Here is a 15748-nt window from a genome sequence, read left to right on the forward strand (position 1 = left end):
GGTCAGGCGTCAGCCGGGCCGTCAGCGCGCCAGTAGATGCGCTCGGCGTAGGGCTCTGCGAAGCGGGCCGCGACGTCGTCGGCGCCGAACAGGTCGGCGAGCTGCGAGGCATAGGCCTGGACCGCCCGCGCGGCGTCCGAGCGCGCTTCGGGCGTGAAGCCCAGTCGCTCGCTCCGCAGCGCCAGACCCGATGGCGGCGCGGCGAGGGTCAGCGCCGCGGCGAGGCGAGCGAGGCAGAGCTCGCGCTCGTCCGCGGGCAGGTACGCGTGGATGTGCGGCGCGACCCGGGCCGCGGCCAGGAACTCGTCGACGGCCGCGGGACAGGGCGTGACCGCGGCGCCGTCGACCACGGCGCCGAGCCGCAGCAGGCGGGCCCGAACCGCGTGCTCGATGAGCGCGTAGGGCCGGTCCTCGTAGAAGCCGACCCGCCCGGCGAGCCCCGTGTGGGCCGCGTGGACGATGCGGTGGTCGATGTGCTCGCCGACGCCGAGCGGCAGCAAGATCGAGGACGCGTCGATCGCGGCGATGGCCAGGGTGAGCGCGTGGGTCACGGTGGCCGCGTCGATGTCGTCGTCCGCCAGCTCGCGCAGGACCAGCTCGCGGAAGCTGGACGCGACGCCGCGACGCAGCGGGGCGTCGCGCAGCCCGAGATGCTGCGGGATGGCGCCCAGCAGCGCGAGCGCGGCGAGGTCCTCCACGCGCCGCGTCGCGTGCCCGGCGTCGCCCTCGCTGAACACGGTCAGCACGACGACCTGCTCGCCGCGCAGCGCCCGCGCGCGAATGAAGCCGGGCAGCGAGAGCACGGCGTCGTCGAGGTGGGGCGAGACGACGAGCGTGGTCATGCGCTGCTCCGCAGCAGCGCGCCGCCGATGCCGAAGCCGACGGTGAGGACCAGCGCGGGCGCGGCGATCGGCGGGCGCGTGGCGACGCCGATGGCGGCGAGCTCGGCGTCGTTGAGCAGCAGTGTCGGCACCCTGGCGAGCCCCGCCGCCGCGAGGATCTCCGGCACGATCGTGTCGCCCGCGCGCCATGGATAGGAGCAGGTGCCGAGCTCGCCGTCCTGCGAGATCTCGCAGGGCAGCGCCAGCACGATCGCCGCGGGCCGTTCGTCGTCCGCGGCCGCGCGCAGGGCCGCCGCGACGAACCCGACGAGCGCAGCGCGTCCGTTGCCGTCGACCGGGCGCGCGCTCACAGGGATCTCGGCGAGGTCCCGCGGGTAGACGCGGCGGCGGGCGCCGCTGACCTTGAGCCGACTCTGGCCGAGGTCGACGACCAGGCCACGCGCGCCGAGCTCGGCGAGGAGCGCCCGCCCGCCCTGCTCGGCGCAATGCTCGGGGTCCGCGGCGTGCCGCGCTGGCACCCGATCGCTGGTCCACACGACCTCGCCGGCGGCCCCACCCACGAGCACGACCTCGCGGATATCGTGGCACTCCGCGGGGAAGCGCGCGCCCGACTCGCTGACCGCGACGCCGTCGATCAGCGATTCGACCGCGCGTCCGAGCGCCGCCCCGAAGCCGGCGCCGCGGTCCACGCGATACAGCGGCGCGCCGTCGACGACGAGGTCCCACAGCTCCAGCGGCGCTACTCGTGGATCTCGGTGGCGAGCGAGCACTTGGTCTCCTCCACGGGCGGCCACGCCGGGCAGGTGGTCCGCGAGAAGTGTTGATAATAGGCCCGCTCGATCCGGTACGCGACCCGGCACAGCGCCAGCGCCAGCGTGAATGTATGGTAGGCGACGCGTTCCGACAGCGGCGCCGTCGCCAGCCGATCGGCGCGTCGGACCCCGTAGCGGGCGGCGGCGGCGTCGTACTCGGGGAACAGCGCGCTCACCCGCTCGAGCTCCATGCGCATGCGCCGATAATAGCGGTACATCCCCCGCCAGGTCTCCGGCGCGCGATAGACCACGCAGCCCTCCGCCGTCTCCATCAGGGGCGTGGGCCCCCGCTCGGCGACCACGCGGCGCGACAGGTAGATATCGTCGACCCGCATCCCGGCGGAATAATCGTAGAAGCGGTCGACCGGCAATCGCGCGATCCGGGGCGCGAGCTCGGCGCGGGTCGGCACGCTCCAGCCGCGCATGGCGAAGCACTTGCCGTTGAACCAGGTGCGCTGCGACGAGAAGCCGCGCTCGCGGTTGTAGATGTGCAGCGCCCACGCGAGCCACCCGCGCGACACCGGCGGCAGCGGCCGCCGCGGCGGTGAGGCGACGACGAGCTCGGGCCGCGCCAGCAGGGCCAGCACCAGCGCCGCGAGGGTGGGCGGGGTCACGAGCACGTCCGCGTCGATGAACACGCAGATCGGCCCGGCTGGGCCGTGTGGGCCGTGTGGCCCGTGTGGCCCGTCTGGCCCGTCTGGCGCGGGTGGCCCGTTTGCCAGCGCCTCGCGCAGCCCGGCGCGCTGGGCCTCGACCTTGCCGCCGCTGGCACGCAGCGTGCGGACGCCGCGGGCGCGCGCGACCGCCTCGGTATCATCGGTGCAATCGTCGAGCACGACCCGCAGGTCGAAGGCGATGCCCTGATCCGCGGCATATCGGACGGCGACGAGGAGCGCGTCGAGGCAGGGCCCGAGGCTCTGCTCCTCGTTCTTCGCGGCGACCGTGAGGGGAATGATCACCGCAGTAAATCCTCGATCGCGGCGGCGACCCGGATGGCGCCACCCGCCAGCCGGTAGCTGTCGGCGATGCGACCCGCCGCCGCGCGGGCGGGCCCGTCGGCGCACAGGGTCGCCAGCGTGGCGCGCACCTCGTCGGGCGTCGCCCGCGAGAGATCACAGATATGCCCCGCCCCGGCCGCGGCCACGAATCTCGCGTTGTGCGGCTGATCGTTGCAGATCGGCGAGACCAGCAATGGCACGCCGTGCGCGAGCGCCTCCATCACCGAGTTGGCGCCGCCGTGCGAGATCATCGCCCGCGCTCGCGCGAGCGCGGCCAGCTGCGGCGCGTAGGCCATGGCCCTCACGTGGGCAGGGAGCGCGGCCTTCCCTGCCAGCTCGCCCATCGCCAGCACGAGCTGCCAGGCCTGCCCGCGCGACGCCTCGATCACGATCTCGAACATTCGCGGCTGATGGTAGATCTGACTGCCGAGCGCCATGAACACGAGCGGCCGCGCCGGGTCTGGCTCCGGCCCCAAGACGTCGCTTTCGTCTCCGCGGGCGACCTGCGGCAGCGAGGCCCCGGCCAGGAGCACCCCGGGCGGCGCAGCACCGACCAATTCCGGGGTGGTCCAGGCGACGTTCAAATGCGGTGACAGGCAATCGCTCACGCGAAAGCTGGCCCCGGGGAGCCCGTACTTCGCGAACAGCTCGGCCCGCGGCAGCGCCGAGGTGGTGGCGATCAGCTCGCTGCGCCAGCCGTCGGGGACCAGCGCGTTGAGCGAGGTCGAGACGCCCGCCCACGGCAGCCCGGCGCGCGTGGCCACGATCGGCGCGGCGTAGGCCATCGGATCGGCGACGATCACCTGCGGTCGGAATCCGTCGACGACGGCGGTCAGGCGCGAGACCTCGAGCGGGACGCTGTCGATCAGCAGCGCGGAGATCCATCGCCGCAGGCGCTCCGCGTCGCGCACCAGCGCGGCGAAGGCCGGCCCGCGGCCCGCGTCCTCGACCGGCTCGGAGCCGCCGACGAAGACGTCGCGAATGCCGGCCCGGGCGAGCGGGCCGCGCAGGTCACAGGGCGCGTAGAACCCGACCTGGTGGCCGCGCCGCGCCAGCTCCTGTGCAGGCGCGATGAACGGGTGGACGTGCCCCTTCTCGGCCAGGACGACGAACAATACGCGGCTCATGAGATCCCGTGGTGACGCGTAAAGTGGCACAGCACGATGACGCGGAACAGGGCCGCCCGCTCCCACTCGCCGAGCGGGCGGGCGGGGTCCAGCAGCGGGCGCAATGCGCCGAGGTCGATCAGCTCGCGCACGAGCTCCGGCGGCTCGGCGAGCAAGCGCGCGGCCTCCTGTTGATAGATGGCGGCGCAGGCCTGGTCCTTCGGCAGCGCCGACTTGCGGCGCAGGCGGATCGACTCCGGCAGCGCGCCGCGGAGGGCCGCGCGCAGCCGGGTCTTCTCGCCGTCGGCGAGCCCGGCCGCGGGCGAGACGGTGGCGGCGAGCGCCAGCAGCTCGGTGTCGGCGAAGGGCACGCGCGCCTCGAGGCCGACGCGCATGCCGTGAATGTCACCGTTGTGCAGCAGCCGCGGGAGCCAGCGCTCGACGATCAGGGCGGTCGTCCCCGCGATCTGCTCGTGCATGGATAACCCGGGCCGCATCCATGCGCGGTACCTGTCGCTGAACACGGTCAGCGGATCTGCGAGGACATCGCGGCGCACCGGGACCGCGGCGAATCGCTCGAGGATCGCCCGCGGGCTGGCGATCGCCGCCGGGTCGAGGAGGAAGTGGTAACCGAAGTGGGTCTCGTCGGCGGCGTCGCCGACCAGCACCGCCTTCAGGCCCGCGGCCGCGGCCGCGCGGGCGAGGCGGTCCTGCGCGAGCTCCTGCTCCCACGCGGGTAGGGCGTCGTTGCTGGCGGCGATCCGCTCGAGGTCGGCCGCGAGCTCGCCGCGCGGCGCCCGGACGACGGTGAGCGGCGCGCCGACCGAGTGGGCGGCGAGCTCGGCGAAGGGCAGGTCGTCGGAGACGACGATCGTCGAATGTGCATAGTCGAAGTCCGGCATCCCCGCGAAGGCGATGGTGAAGGCCGGCGGCGGCGTGGGCATGGCGCGGGCGGCGAGCGCAGCGATCGCGCTCGAGTCGAGGCCGCCGCTGAGGAACACGCCGACCGGCTCGTCGGCGACGCAGCTGCGTCGCACCGCCCGCTCGAGCCCGGCTCGTAGGGCCTCGTCGTCCGGCCCCGGATCGTCCGCACCGCCGACCGTGAACCGGTAATATCGCCGCACTTCCGGCCCCTCGGGTCCGATCTCGAGCCAGTGCCCCGGCGGCAGGTAGGCGACGCCGGCGAACATGGGGCGCTCCACGCCGCTGAAGCAGGGGGCGACCAGATATTCGAGGACCGCCCCGATGTTCGCGCGTACGGGCCGCTCGCGGGCGCGGGCGACCACGTGGGCCTCGGAGGCGAACAGGAACTCGCCGTCGTCCCACGCGTAGGCGAGGGGCTTGACGCCGAGCGGATCGCGGGCCGCGAAGCCGCGGCGGGCCACGGCGTCCCACACGAAGAAGGCGAACATTCCGTTCAAGGAATGCACGCACTCGGGGCCTCGCTCGACGAAGGCGGCGAGCACGGTCTCGGCGTCGGAGCGGGTGCGAAACGGATACGATAGTTGCTCGCGCAATTCGCGGTGGTTGTAGACCTCGCCGTTGTAGACGATCGAGTAGCGGCCGTCGGGCGTCGACATCGGCTGGGCGCCGCCGGCCCGGTCGAGCAGGGCGAGGCGGGTGTGCTCGAGGATCGCGTCGGCGTGCAGGACCTCGCCCTCGCCGTCCGGTCCGCGGTGACGCAGCGCGGCCCGCATGGCGCGCGCGCGTGCCAGGTTGTGCCCGGTCAGGGCCCCGCCGTCGCGGCGGATCAGTCCGGCGATCCCACACATGAGAGGTCGAGGCCGGGGAATTCGCGGGCGAACAGCGCGAGGGTCGTCCACGCCACGCGCTCGCGGTCGGTGGTGGTCGCGGGCGTGCGGCCGAGGCTGCGGGCGAGCGCGGCGATCTGCGCGGGGTCGTGGTGGCGCGCGAGGTCCATCGCCGGGGCGAAGCGCGGCGCCTTGGCTCGCCACGCGATCGCCTCGGGGACGCCGAGCTCGCAGGCGAGGCTCCGCAGCGCCCGCTTGTCCGGGTCCGCGGCGACCCACGGGGCCATGGTGGGGTCGAGGAAAGGCGCACAGGCGACGAGCCCGGTGGCGCGGGTCATCGATCCGACGATCGGCAGATAGTCGGCGCCGTCGCTGCCACGAAACACTTCGTCGGCGCCGTCGCCCGAGATCAGGACATCGAAGCCGTCGGCGCGGACCGCCCGCGCGAGCAGGTGGCGGCTGACCGGATGGAGGTTGTAAAGCGGGCACTCGCATTCGCGGATCGCCGCGGGCAAGGCCGTGACATAGTCGTCCTCGCGGACCGTCACCCACCGCAGGGTGACGCCGAGCTGATCGGCGATCGTCTGGGCCTCGCTCGCCTCGCTGTATCCGGGCAGCTCCGGCGCGAGGGTGTATGCGACCACGCGATCACGCAGGATCGCGGCCAGCACGGCAGAGTCGACGCCGCCGCTGAGCGCGAGCGCGGCGGGCCCGGCCGGGAGCTGCGCGCAGGCGGCGGTGAGCAGGTCGCGCAGCGGGCGAGCGGGCGCGCTGCGCCCGAAATGTGGCCATTTCTGTGGCCATTCGCGGCGGGCCCCGAGGATGCAGGTGGCGCCGGTCGGCTCGGTCTCTCCGAACGCAGCGCGCACGCCCTCCGGGTCGAGGCGCACGCGGGCTGCGCCGATGAGGCCGCGCAGCGAGGGGCCGCTGTGGCCGCGCCACTGCACCAGCGAGGCGAGGCGAGGGTTCATGGGCCGAGCACGCGCAGCGGACGCAGCCGACCCGCGCGCACGTCGGCCCCGGCGAGCTGTGTGTGGGCCGCGAGCGGGCCGGCGCCGCCGTGGCAGAAGCGGCATGACGCCAGTGCCTCGCTGCGATTGAGGTAGGCGAGGATCGCCTCGCCGAGGTCTGGGGTGGTCAGCGGGACGCCGTCGCCGGCCCGCGCCGCGGCGAGGTCGTCCGGGTGCGCGCCGTGCAGCAGGTCGCGGTGGAACTCCTCGGCGTAGGCCGCCCGTGTACACATATAGAACCGACCGCGGCGGACGACCATGCAGCGGTGGCGCAGCCAGCAGCCCTCGTAGGTGCGCTGCACCTCGGCGGGGTCGTCCTCGCGTTCGCCGCGCATGACCTCGCTGAACTCGGCGACTGGTTTGACGTTGAGGACGACGTCGAAGGCGCGGGCCTTCGCGCGGGCGTCGGCGAGGAGGGCCGGCTTGACCGGGGCGCTGGTGTAATTCGAGATCGTGAGCTCGTCGAGGGCGGCCCAGAAATCGTCGGACATGCTGTGCAGCAGCAGGCCGTTGGTGAACAGGCGCACCGCCTGGCTGATGCCGCTGCGGCGCACGGCCTGAAGCACCTCGGCGATTTGGGGGTGCAGCAGCGGCTCGCCGCCCATGATCTTGAACACGTCGACGTCGAGGTGGCGGGCCATGGTCTGGCACATCGCCGCGATCTCGTCGACGCCGAGGGTGTGCTCGGCGAGGTACGGCGACATGTTGCAGCAGGCGGTGCAGCGCAGGTTGCAGTGCTCGACCACGTGGAGCTCGAAGGCCTCGACGCGGATGCGGCCGGCGATTCGTTCGTAGCGCTGGCGCTGCGAGGTGGGCCGGGCTCCGCGGCGGGCGAAGGTAGCGACGACGCGGGGCCGGTCGCCGCCGCGGACCTCGATCTCGGTGTCACGCGCGAGGCGACGCCGCAGCCAGCGGGTCGCGGGTGCGAGCTCCGCGTCCGCCATGGTGACGACGACCGTGACCAGGTCCTCGACGCGGAAGGGCCCCTCGACGCCGTGCGCGCTCAGCTCGGCGTGGGACGAGGCGTGGCGCAGGGCCGCCAGCAGGCGCTCGAGCGCGACGTCGGCGTGGCCGTCGTCCGGCGCAACGACGGCCGCGTCGACGGCGAGGAGCGAGCCGTCGCCCGCGAGCGTGACCGCGATCGCCACGCCCGCGTGGATGGTGGACCAGCCCGTGACAGGGGGATGCATACGACCTACGGCCGGCGGTCGATGGCGCGGCGAGTCACGGGTTGATGTCGCAGACGAGCGGCTGGCGGGCGACGCACTGGCTGGTGTTGTCGTCGCACTCGCTGTTCGCGTCGCAGGTGAAGTTGATGCAGGGCTCGCCCGCGCCCGGGGCGGCCTTGCAGACCATGGCGTCGCACACGAAGTTCTCCTTGCAATCGAAGGTGCAGGGCTCGCCCTCGCCCGGGGGCGGCTTGCATACGCCGCCGTCGCAGCTGAGGCCCTCCTTGCACTCGACGGTGCATGATTCACCCTCGCCGGGGGTGGCCTTGCAGACGTTGGCGTCGCAGGTGAGGCCTTCGGCGCAGCCCGTGAACCCAGGGCAGGCGCCGCCCTCGGCGATCAGCGGGATGCAGGTCAGGGTGTCGCCATAATCGCAGTACAGGCCGTCAGCGCAGATGCCGATGCCCTGAATGTCGCCACCGGTGTCGATGGCACAGACGGCGCCCGCCGACAGCCGCTTGCAGGGGTCGACGCACACGCCGTCGGCGCACTGGAGGTCCTTGGCGCAGTCGCTGAAGTTCTCCTGGTCCACGCAGGCGGCGCCCTCGGGCTGGCTGCCGTGGATGATGGCGCAGAAGCTACACTCCGTGATGTCCGGGAAGTCGAGGCCGCACTCGACCTTGTCGGTGAAGATGGCGGTGCCCCGGTCGACGCAGCTCTGGTCGTAGGTGAGGCCGCTGGCGGTGGCGAGCATCTTGTACTGCTCGATCTCGTTGTTGAACTCGGTGACGCAGGCGTCCATGTCGACGAAGGGCGGCGGGGCGCAGTCGCAGCTGAGGGCGAGCTCGCAGAGCTCTTGAATGGGATCGCCCTTGCCGCAAGCGGAGGCGGTGAGGAGCAGCGAGACGCCGAGGAGGGGGCTGAAGAATGCGCGCATGCGGCATGCTAGGCCGGTGGGCGCGCGGGGTCAAATTCTGCGGCGCAGCGGTCATTGTGCGGCCGGCAGGGTAGTCGCCTCGTCGCGCGCAGGTGTATCGTCGCGTTTGGAGGTGAAGCATGGCCCTGGTCCCGCGGCGCATTTCGAAGATTGCTGTTCCCAGCCGAGGACTCACGCCGGCCGGGCTCAAGTTGAGCGCGACCCCGGAGGCGCCATCGACCTTCGACGTGGTGCTGAAGGACGCGGGGGCTGGGAAGCTGAATGTGGTGAAGATCGTGAAGACGCTGACGGGGATGGGGCTGAAGGAGGCGAAGGATCTGGTCGACGCGCTCGGGGTGGTGAAGGCGGACGTGAGCCGGGAGGAGGCGGAGGCGATCAAGGCGCAGCTGGTGGAGGCCGGGGCGACGGTGGAGATCCGTCCACATGGCGGAGTGGCGCCGGCTCCCCAGCCTCAGCCGACACCGACGCCCGGGCCGACGCCGACGCCGGGGCCGGAGCTGCGATATGACGTGGTGCTGAAGGACGCGGGGGCTGGGAAGCTGAATGTGGTGAAGATCGTGAAGACGCTGACGGGGATGGGGCTGAAGGAGGCGAAGGATCTGGTCGACGCGCTCGGGGTGGTGAAGGCGGACGTGAGTCAGGAGGAGGCGGAGGCGATCAAGGCGCAGCTGGTGGAGGCCGGGGCGACGGTGGAGATCCGTCCGCACGGGGATGGGCGCCGGTTCCCAGCCTCAGCCGACACCGACGCCCGGGCCGACGCCGACGCCCGGGGCCGGCGCTGCAATACGACGTGGTGTTGAAGGACGCCGGGGCTGGGAAGCTGAATGTGGTGAAGATCGTGAAGACGCTGACGGGGATGGGGCTGAAGGAGGCGAAGGATCTGGTCGACGCGCTCGGGGTGGTGAAGGCGGACGTGAGTCAGGAGGAGGCGGAGGCGATCAAGGCGCAATTGGTGGAGGCCGGGGCGACGGTGGAGATCCGTCCGCACGGGGGATGGGCGCCGGTTCCTCAACCGACGCCGGGGCCGACGCCGGGGCCGACGCCGACGCCCGGGCCGGCGCTGCAATACGACGTGGTGTTGAAGGACGCCGGGGCTGGGAAGCTGAATGTGGTGAAGATCGTGAAGACGCTGACGGGGATGGGGCTGAAGGAGGCGAAGGATCTGGTCGACGCGCTCGGGGTGGTGAAGGCGGACGTGAGTCAGGAGGAGGCGGAGGCGATCAAGGCGCAGCTGGTGGAGGCCGGGGCGACGGTGGAGATTCGTCCGCACGCGGCGTGATCAGGCGGAGGCCGAGGCCGTGGGTCCGCGCGCGGCGTGATCACACGCTGGCGCTGTTGGGGATCTTCGACGGCAACATGCCGTGATAGGGGACGGCGCGGTCGTCGTTGCGGCGGTGGATCTCGGCCTCGATCGAGGCGAGCCGCTCCTGGAAGTTCGTCACGATCTCGCGGATCTGCCGCGGCTCGCCCAGGAGCGGGTCGTCATCGCCGTAGTGGCCGTATTGATCGAGCTGGTAGGCGGTGAGGAGATTGATGATCTCCAGCTGGGCCAGCGACTGCTTCTGCGCCGGCAATAGCTCGAGCAGGGCCCGCTCGGCTTCGGCGGCGTCGCGCAGGCTGCCGCGCGGGGGCAGCGGGCTGTAGAGCGCCATCGGATAGTTCGGCACGTAGGTCGCGTACTCCCATTGCCGGTAGTTGAGAGAGGCGTGATACGGGCCGTTGGTGAAGAGCACATTGGTGACGAGCTCGGCCAGATCGGCGCGGGTCGGCGGCCAGGCGGGCAGGCCGGGCAGGTTGCCGCGGCTGGGGTCGCCGAGCTCATCGAGCCAGGCGCGCAGCTCGGGGTCGGCGTGGAGCTCGGCGTCGCTGGTATAGAAGCGATCGAGGTAGGCGGCGACGTACTCGGCGGTGGCGTTCCAGATGAGCAGGCCGTCGTCGCGGAAGGGGTAGTGGGGGAGGGTCTCGCGGTCATCGACGCCGCGGTCGGCGAGGTCGCGCGGGAGGGCCCAGGCGCGCAGGTCCCAGCGCTTGAAGCTGCGGGCGGCGATCTCGAGCGAGCCCGCGAGCGTGGGGGCGAGGAGGCGGTCGATGTAGCCGCCGGGGTTGACGAAGGTGCGCCGCGAGAGCTCGTCCTGGGCCATCATGTAGCGCAGGTGGGGCCGCAGCAGGGCGGCGAGCGGGTGGTTGTCGGCGAGCTGGCGGGCGGTGGCCATGGCGAAGTTCTCCATCGCCAGGTGAACGATCGCCACGTGGTGGCCCATCATGTGCAGGGCGTATTCGGCGGCCTGCACGGCGGTGCGGGCGAGGAGCCACTCGGCGCCGTCGCGCGGGGTGTAGAGATTGTGCGGGCCCGGGCGCTGGTCCAGCTGGATCGCCACGGGCACGAGGCGGCCGGCGCGGGGGGTCTCGCGGCGCATGTCCTGAGAGCCAGGTTGGTCGACCCAGCAGAACAGGGCCAGCGGGGCGTAGAGGAACTTGGTGAGGCCGTGGGATTCGCCGGCCTCGATGCCGTCGAGCAGGGCGTAGTCGGCGAGGTGGAGCCGGCCCTCGGCGGCGGCGTGGTCGAGCCCGATGCCGGTGATCGCGGCGAAGTCGGAGGCGGTGAGGCGGAGGTTCTCGGGCAGGCGGCTGATGCGACGCAGGAGCCGACACTCGATGCCGGCGACGCGCTGCTCGGCGAACATCGCGTCGTCGCGCCAGTTGCGGACGATCGCGGGCGGGTCGAACAGCTTGAACAGGTCCTCGTAGTCCTGCAGCTCGTCGAAGCGGTCGATCAGGCTGGCGAGCTTGACGGCGGCGAAGTTGGCGGGCACGCCGACCGAGGAGGAGAGGCGGTCGGTGAAGTAGCCGGCGGTGAAGATCTCGGCGGCCGGGAGGCTGCGGTAGACGACGAAGGGCGGGACGATCGTGGCGTCGTAGACGTAGCGCTCGCGGTTGGTAGCGAGGCCGGGCTGGCGGAGCGCGGGGTCGGGGTCGTGCTGCGGCAGGTACGCTCGAGGCATTTGCCGGCCATCGTAGCGCCAGGGCGGCGGCCATGTCCGCGCGGTCAGCCGCGGTGTTTCGCGAGCTCGCGCTGGCGGGCGAGGCCGCGGCGCTCGAGGATCGGGCGCAGCCACAGGGCTGTCCCCGGGAACAGGTCGGCGAGGCGGGCCAGGAGCGCGCGGGAGCGCGGCAGGTGCAGCTCGAGCGGGCGGCGCGGGAGCACGCGGTGGACGATCGCGTCGGCGACGTCGGCGACGCTGAGGATCCGCGAGCCGGAGAAGGTGAGCGCGGCCTCCTTGTAGCCGACCTGCAGGTCGAGCATCGGGGTCTGGACGGCGTCGGGGCAGACGACGCTGACGGCGACGCCGCGCGGGCGCAGCTCCTGGGCGGCGGCCAGCGAGAAGCCGCGCACGGCGTACTTGGAGGCCGAATAGAGCGAGATGCCGGGGATCGGTGCGAGCGCCGCGAGCGAGGCGATGTTGATGATGTGACCGTCGCCGCGGGCGAGCATGTGGCGGGCGGCGGTGTGGGTGCCGAAGATGACGCCCTTGGTGTTGACGTCGAGGTGACGGTGCACGGACTCGGGGTCGAAGTCGCCGACGAAGCCGGGCAGGAGATAGCCGGCGATGTTGATCAGGACGTCGACGCGGCCCATGACGCGCTCGGCCTCGGCGAACACGAGCTGCCAGGCGCCGGCCTGGGTGACGTCGAGGCGGCGCAGGTGGACGCGCTCCACCGGCCAGGCGCGAGGGTTGGCGGCCGCGTGCGTGCGCAGGCCAGCTTCGTCGAGGTCGGTGGCGAAGACCTCGTGGCCCGCGGCGAGCAGGACCTCGGCGAGGTGACGGCCGATGCCGCTGGCACATCCGGTGAGAAAGAAGCGTCGGGCGGGCACGGCGGCGCGAGCCTAACACGGGGCGCGCGCCGGCTTGCCGGGGCTGCGGGGCCGTGCGACGATGCGCGCATGAAGCAGTTCATCTGGTACCTCCTCTTCGCGATCATGGTGTTCGTGAGCTACCAGGGCTACGTCAACTCGAAGGACGACCCGGAGACGGAGGCCATGTCGCGCGACGCGGTGTGCGCGTTGGACAAGGAGTGCGGGCTGGTGGCGGGGTCGCAGGCGAACGTGCGGGTCACGGACATCATGTCGCGCAACTACCAGTGGAACGCGAAGGCGGGCAGCTACGTGGCGACCTGCAAGCGGGAGTACATGTTCGTCGGCAACTGGAAGTGCGAGGCACGTCCAGGGCAGATCGGTCGCTGAGCTGCGACGGCCCGCGTCGTAACGGCCGAGTTGTAACGGCCGGGTTGTGATGGCCGGGTTGTGATGGCCCGGGTTGTGATGGCCCGGGTTGGAATGGCCCGGGTTGGAATGGCCGGGCCTCAGTTGGCCAGGTCGGTGGGGTCGCCTGGGCCAGCGGGGTCCGTCGCCTGGTAGGTGAAGCGGAGCTTGTCGTCGTCGCCGACGTCGACGGCGACGTGGCCGCCCTTCTCGAGCGCGCCGAACAGGAGCTCGTCGACCAGCTTGCCCTTGATCTCCTCGTCGATGAGGCGGGCCATGGGGCGGGCGCCGTAGAGCTTGTCGAAGCCCTTGCGGGCGACCCAGGCGCGGGCGGCGTCGCTGAAGCTGAAGTGGACGCCGCGCTCGCTGAGCTGGACCTCGAGCTCGAGCAGCATCTTGCCGGCGACCTGCAGGATGATGTCCGGGGGCAGCGACTTGAAGACGACGATGCGGTCGAGGCGGTTGCGGAACTCGGGGCTGAAGGTGCGGTCGAGGGCGCTCTTGGGGTCCCCGAGCTTGTCGCCCTCCTCGTCGAAGCCCATGCGCCGCTTGGTCAGCTCGGAGGCGCCGGCGTTGCTGGTCATGATGAGGATGACGTTGCGAAAGTCGGTCTTGCGACCGGTGGAGTCGGTGAGGGTCGCGTGGTCCATGACCTGGAGGAGGATGGAGAAGAGGTCCGGGTGGGCCTTCTCGATCTCGTCGAGGATGACGACGGAGTGCGGTGACTTGGTGACGGCGTCGGTGAGGAGGCCGCCCTGGTCGAAGCCGACGTAGCCGGGCGGGGCGCCGATGAGGCGGGAGACGCTGTGCTTCTCCATGTACTCGCTCATGTCGAAGCGGATGAGCGGGACGGCGAGGATCTGGGCGAGGGCCTTGGCGAGCTCGGTCTTGCCGACGCCGGTGGGGCCGGCGAACAGGAAGCTGCCGATCGGCTTGTCGGCGCGCGAGAGGCCGGCGCGGGCGCGCTTGATCGCGGCGGTGACGGTGGCCACGGCCTCGTCCTGGCCGAACACGAGGTGGGCGAGGCCGTCGCGGAGGTTCTGCAGGACGTCGCGGTCCGAGGTGGAGACCGACTTGGGGGGGATCCTCGCCATGCGGGCGATGACGGCCTCGACGGCGGCGCCGTCGACGACGATCGGTGCCTGTGCGGTGGGCTCGGCGGACCTGTTGCTGGTGTCCTCGACCAGGGCCTTCGCGGGGGCCGGTTCGGGCGCGGGGGCGGCGAGGCGGGCCGCGGCGCCGGTCTCGTCGATGACGTCGATCGCGGAGTCCGGGAGGTGACGGTCGCGCAGGTGCTTGTGCGCGAGGGTGGCGGCGAGGGTCAGCGCCTCGGGTGTGTAGTGCACGCCGTGGTGGGCCTCGTAGGCGGGTTGGAGGCCGCGGAGGATCTCGATCGTCTCGGCGACGGTGGGCTCCAAGACCTCGATCTTTTGGAAGCGGCGGGCGAGCGCCTGGTCGCGCTCGAACGAGGACTTGAAGTCCTTGTAGGTGGTCGCGCCGATGCAGCGCAGCTCGCCGGAGGCGAGGGCCGGCTTGAGCATGTTGCTGGCGTCCATGGTGCCGCCCGAGGTGGCGCCGGCGCCGACGATGGTGTGGATCTCGTCGATGAAGAGGATCGCGTCCGGGTCGTCCTGGATGGCGGCGATCACGGCCTTGAGGCGCTCCTCGAACTGGCCGCGGAAACGGGTGCCGGCGAGCAAGGCGCCCATGTCGAGGGCGTAGATGTGGGCGCTGGCGAGGGCCGGCGGGACCTGGCCGTTGTGCACGCGCAGGGCCAGGCCCTCGACGACGGCGGTCTTGCCGACGCCGGGCTCGCCGACCAGCACGGGGTTGTTCTTGCGTCGACGACACAGCACCTGGATCACGCGCTGGACCTCGGCGTCGCGGCCGATGAGCAGCTCGATGCGGCCGGCCGCGGCCTTGGCGTTGAGGTCGACGGCGTAGGCGGCGAGCGGGTCGTCGGCGAGGCGCTCGTCGTCCTCGTCGTCGTCGGGGCCGCCGACGGGATTGGTTGCGGGGCGGGAGGTGGGGGCACGCTCGCCGCCCTTGGGGATGCCGTGCGACAGGAACATGGTCGCGTCGCGGCGAGTGACGCCGTGTTCGCGGAGGACGTGGGCGGCGAAGGACTCGGTCTCGGCGAAGATGGCGATGAGGAGGTTGCCGCCGTTGACCTCGTTGCGGCCGGTGCCCTGGACGTGGAGGATGGCGCGCTGGAGGACGCGGCCGACGCCGATGGTCTGGTGGACGGCGCCTGGTGGTGGTGCGGTGGTGGCGGCTTTGGCGTCGGCTTTGGCGTCGGTGGTCGTGTCGGCGGGGATGTCGGGGAGGCGCTCGGTGTTCTGTTCGATGAAGGCCTCGAGCTCGCCGCGGATCTTCTCGACGTCGCCCTGACAGGCGAGGATGATCTTGCGGGCGCTCGGGTCGTCGAGGAGTGCGAGCAGGAGGTGCTCGAGGGTGATGTACTCGTGCCGGCGACGCTGGGTGTCGGCGATCGCGGCGTTGATGGTCTGCTTGAGTTCAGTGCTCAGCATCGGGGTCCTCCTCGGGCTCCATCGAGGCCACGAGCGGGCAGTCCTGCTGGCGGGCCAGCATGTGGACCTGGGCGACCTTCGTCTCCGCGATCTCGTGGGTGTAGACGCCGGCCACGCCGACGCCGTTGTTGTGGATGTGGAGCATGATGGTGGTGGCCTCGGCCTCGTTGCGGTGGAAGACCACTTGCAGCAGGCGGACGACGAACTCCATCGGCGTGTAATCGTCGTTGTGGATGAGGACGCGGTACATCCGCGGCCGGGTGGTCTTGCGCTGCGTGCGGGTCTTGAGGACGACGCTGCCCTGGGGGCTATGTTTGTCGCGGCTGGCCAT

General features: G+C 71.8%; 14 protein-coding genes and 3 pseudogenes. 5 read left to right on the plus strand and 12 right to left on the minus strand.

All coding sequences use genetic code 11. The features are described from left to right. Nucleotides 1–2: 2 nt before the first annotated feature. From IPJ59_RS08575 to IPJ59_RS08610, 8 genes are read right to left on the minus strand one after another with little or no spacing between them, the layout of a single operon-like run. Nucleotides 3–842, minus strand: coding sequence for a PIG-L family deacetylase (locus tag IPJ59_RS08575; protein ID WP_293270724.1), 840 nt, complete (start codon nt 840–842; stop codon nt 3–5). Next, on the minus strand, nt 839–1612 hold the full coding sequence (locus tag IPJ59_RS08580) for a hypothetical protein (protein ID WP_293259343.1): 774 nt from the start codon (nt 1610–1612) through the stop codon (nt 839–841). Before IPJ59_RS08580 ends, IPJ59_RS08575 begins: the two co-directional genes overlap by 4 nt. Next, a complete protein-coding gene (locus tag IPJ59_RS08585; protein ID WP_293270725.1) occupies nt 1582–2613 on the minus strand; it encodes a glycosyltransferase family protein in 1032 nt (343 codons plus the stop codon). The genes IPJ59_RS08580 and IPJ59_RS08585 overlap by 31 nt, the downstream gene beginning before the upstream one ends. Then, on the minus strand, nt 2610–3779 hold the full coding sequence (locus tag IPJ59_RS08590) for a glycosyltransferase (protein ID WP_293270726.1): 1170 nt from the start codon (nt 3777–3779) through the stop codon (nt 2610–2612). Before IPJ59_RS08590 ends, IPJ59_RS08585 begins: the two co-directional genes overlap by 4 nt. Then, nucleotides 3776–5530, minus strand: a complete 1755-nt coding sequence (asnB, locus tag IPJ59_RS08595) for an asparagine synthase (glutamine-hydrolyzing) (protein ID WP_293259334.1) — start codon at nt 5528–5530, stop codon at nt 3776–3778. The genes IPJ59_RS08590 and asnB overlap by 4 nt, the downstream gene beginning before the upstream one ends. Beyond that, nucleotides 5509–6480, minus strand: a complete 972-nt coding sequence (locus IPJ59_RS08600) for an asparagine synthase-related protein (RefSeq protein ID WP_293270727.1) — start codon at nt 6478–6480, stop codon at nt 5509–5511. The genes asnB and IPJ59_RS08600 overlap by 22 nt, the downstream gene beginning before the upstream one ends. Continuing rightward, nucleotides 6477–7709 carry a radical SAM protein gene (locus IPJ59_RS08605; RefSeq protein WP_293270728.1) on the minus strand — a complete coding sequence of 411 codons (1233 nt, stop codon included), beginning with the start codon at nt 7707–7709 and terminating at the stop codon, nt 6477–6479. The genes IPJ59_RS08600 and IPJ59_RS08605 overlap by 4 nt, the downstream gene beginning before the upstream one ends. Before the next feature lie 34 nt (nt 7710–7743). Further along, on the minus strand, nt 7744–8625 hold the full coding sequence (locus IPJ59_RS08610) for a hypothetical protein (RefSeq protein WP_293270729.1): 882 nt from the start codon (nt 8623–8625) through the stop codon (nt 7744–7746). Nucleotides 8626–8840: 215 nt separating this feature from the next. Here IPJ59_RS08610 and IPJ59_RS37675 point away from each other — a divergent pair. From IPJ59_RS37675 to IPJ59_RS08620, 4 genes and pseudogenes are all read left to right on the plus strand, one after another. Beyond that, nucleotides 8841–9044, plus strand: a pseudogene (locus IPJ59_RS37675) (ribosomal protein bL12); the annotation flags it as partial. A gap of 96 nt (nt 9045–9140) precedes the next feature. After that, nucleotides 9141–9425, plus strand: a pseudogene (locus IPJ59_RS37680) (ribosomal protein bL12); the annotation flags it as partial. Continuing rightward, nucleotides 9407–9607 (plus strand): annotated as a pseudogene (locus tag IPJ59_RS38675) (ribosomal protein bL12); the annotation flags it as partial. The pseudogenes IPJ59_RS37680 and IPJ59_RS38675, both read left to right, overlap by 19 nt. Then, on the plus strand, nt 9596–9904 hold the full coding sequence (locus IPJ59_RS08620; protein ID WP_463673354.1) for a ribosomal protein L7/L12: 309 nt from the start codon (nt 9596–9598) through the stop codon (nt 9902–9904). The pseudogene IPJ59_RS38675 and the gene IPJ59_RS08620, both read left to right, overlap by 12 nt. A gap of 40 nt (nt 9905–9944) precedes the next feature. On the opposite strand, the gene IPJ59_RS08625 is transcribed toward IPJ59_RS08620, so the two are convergent. Both IPJ59_RS08625 and IPJ59_RS08630 read right to left on the minus strand, forming a co-directional pair. Then, nucleotides 9945–11627: a lipoxygenase family protein gene (locus IPJ59_RS08625; RefSeq protein ID WP_293270732.1), complete on the minus strand. Its 1683-nt coding sequence runs from the start codon at nt 11625–11627 to the stop codon at nt 9945–9947. Between the two features lie 44 nt (nt 11628–11671). Then, nucleotides 11672–12499, minus strand: a complete 828-nt coding sequence (locus tag IPJ59_RS08630; RefSeq protein ID WP_293270733.1) for an SDR family oxidoreductase — start codon at nt 12497–12499, stop codon at nt 11672–11674. A gap of 69 nt (nt 12500–12568) precedes the next feature. On the opposite strand from IPJ59_RS08630, the gene IPJ59_RS08635 reads away from it, so the two are divergent. Beyond that, complete coding sequence (locus IPJ59_RS08635; protein WP_293259314.1) at nt 12569–12868, plus strand: hypothetical protein; 300 nt, start codon at nt 12569–12571, stop codon at nt 12866–12868. A 119-nt stretch (nt 12869–12987) separates the two neighbouring features. Here the strand turns inward: IPJ59_RS08635 and clpA are convergent, their stop codons facing one another. Beyond that, on the minus strand, nt 12988–15417 hold the full coding sequence (gene clpA / locus IPJ59_RS08640) for an ATP-dependent Clp protease ATP-binding subunit ClpA (RefSeq protein ID WP_293259311.1): 2430 nt from the start codon (nt 15415–15417) through the stop codon (nt 12988–12990). Beyond that, entirely contained in the window at nt 15404–15748 is a 345-nt protein-coding gene (clpS, locus tag IPJ59_RS08645; protein WP_293259308.1) for an ATP-dependent Clp protease adapter ClpS, read from the minus strand. Before clpS ends, clpA begins: the two co-directional genes overlap by 14 nt.

Source organism: Nannocystis sp. (assembly GCF_016714285.1).
GTDB lineage: Bacteria > Myxococcota_A > Polyangia > Nannocystales > Nannocystaceae > Nannocystis.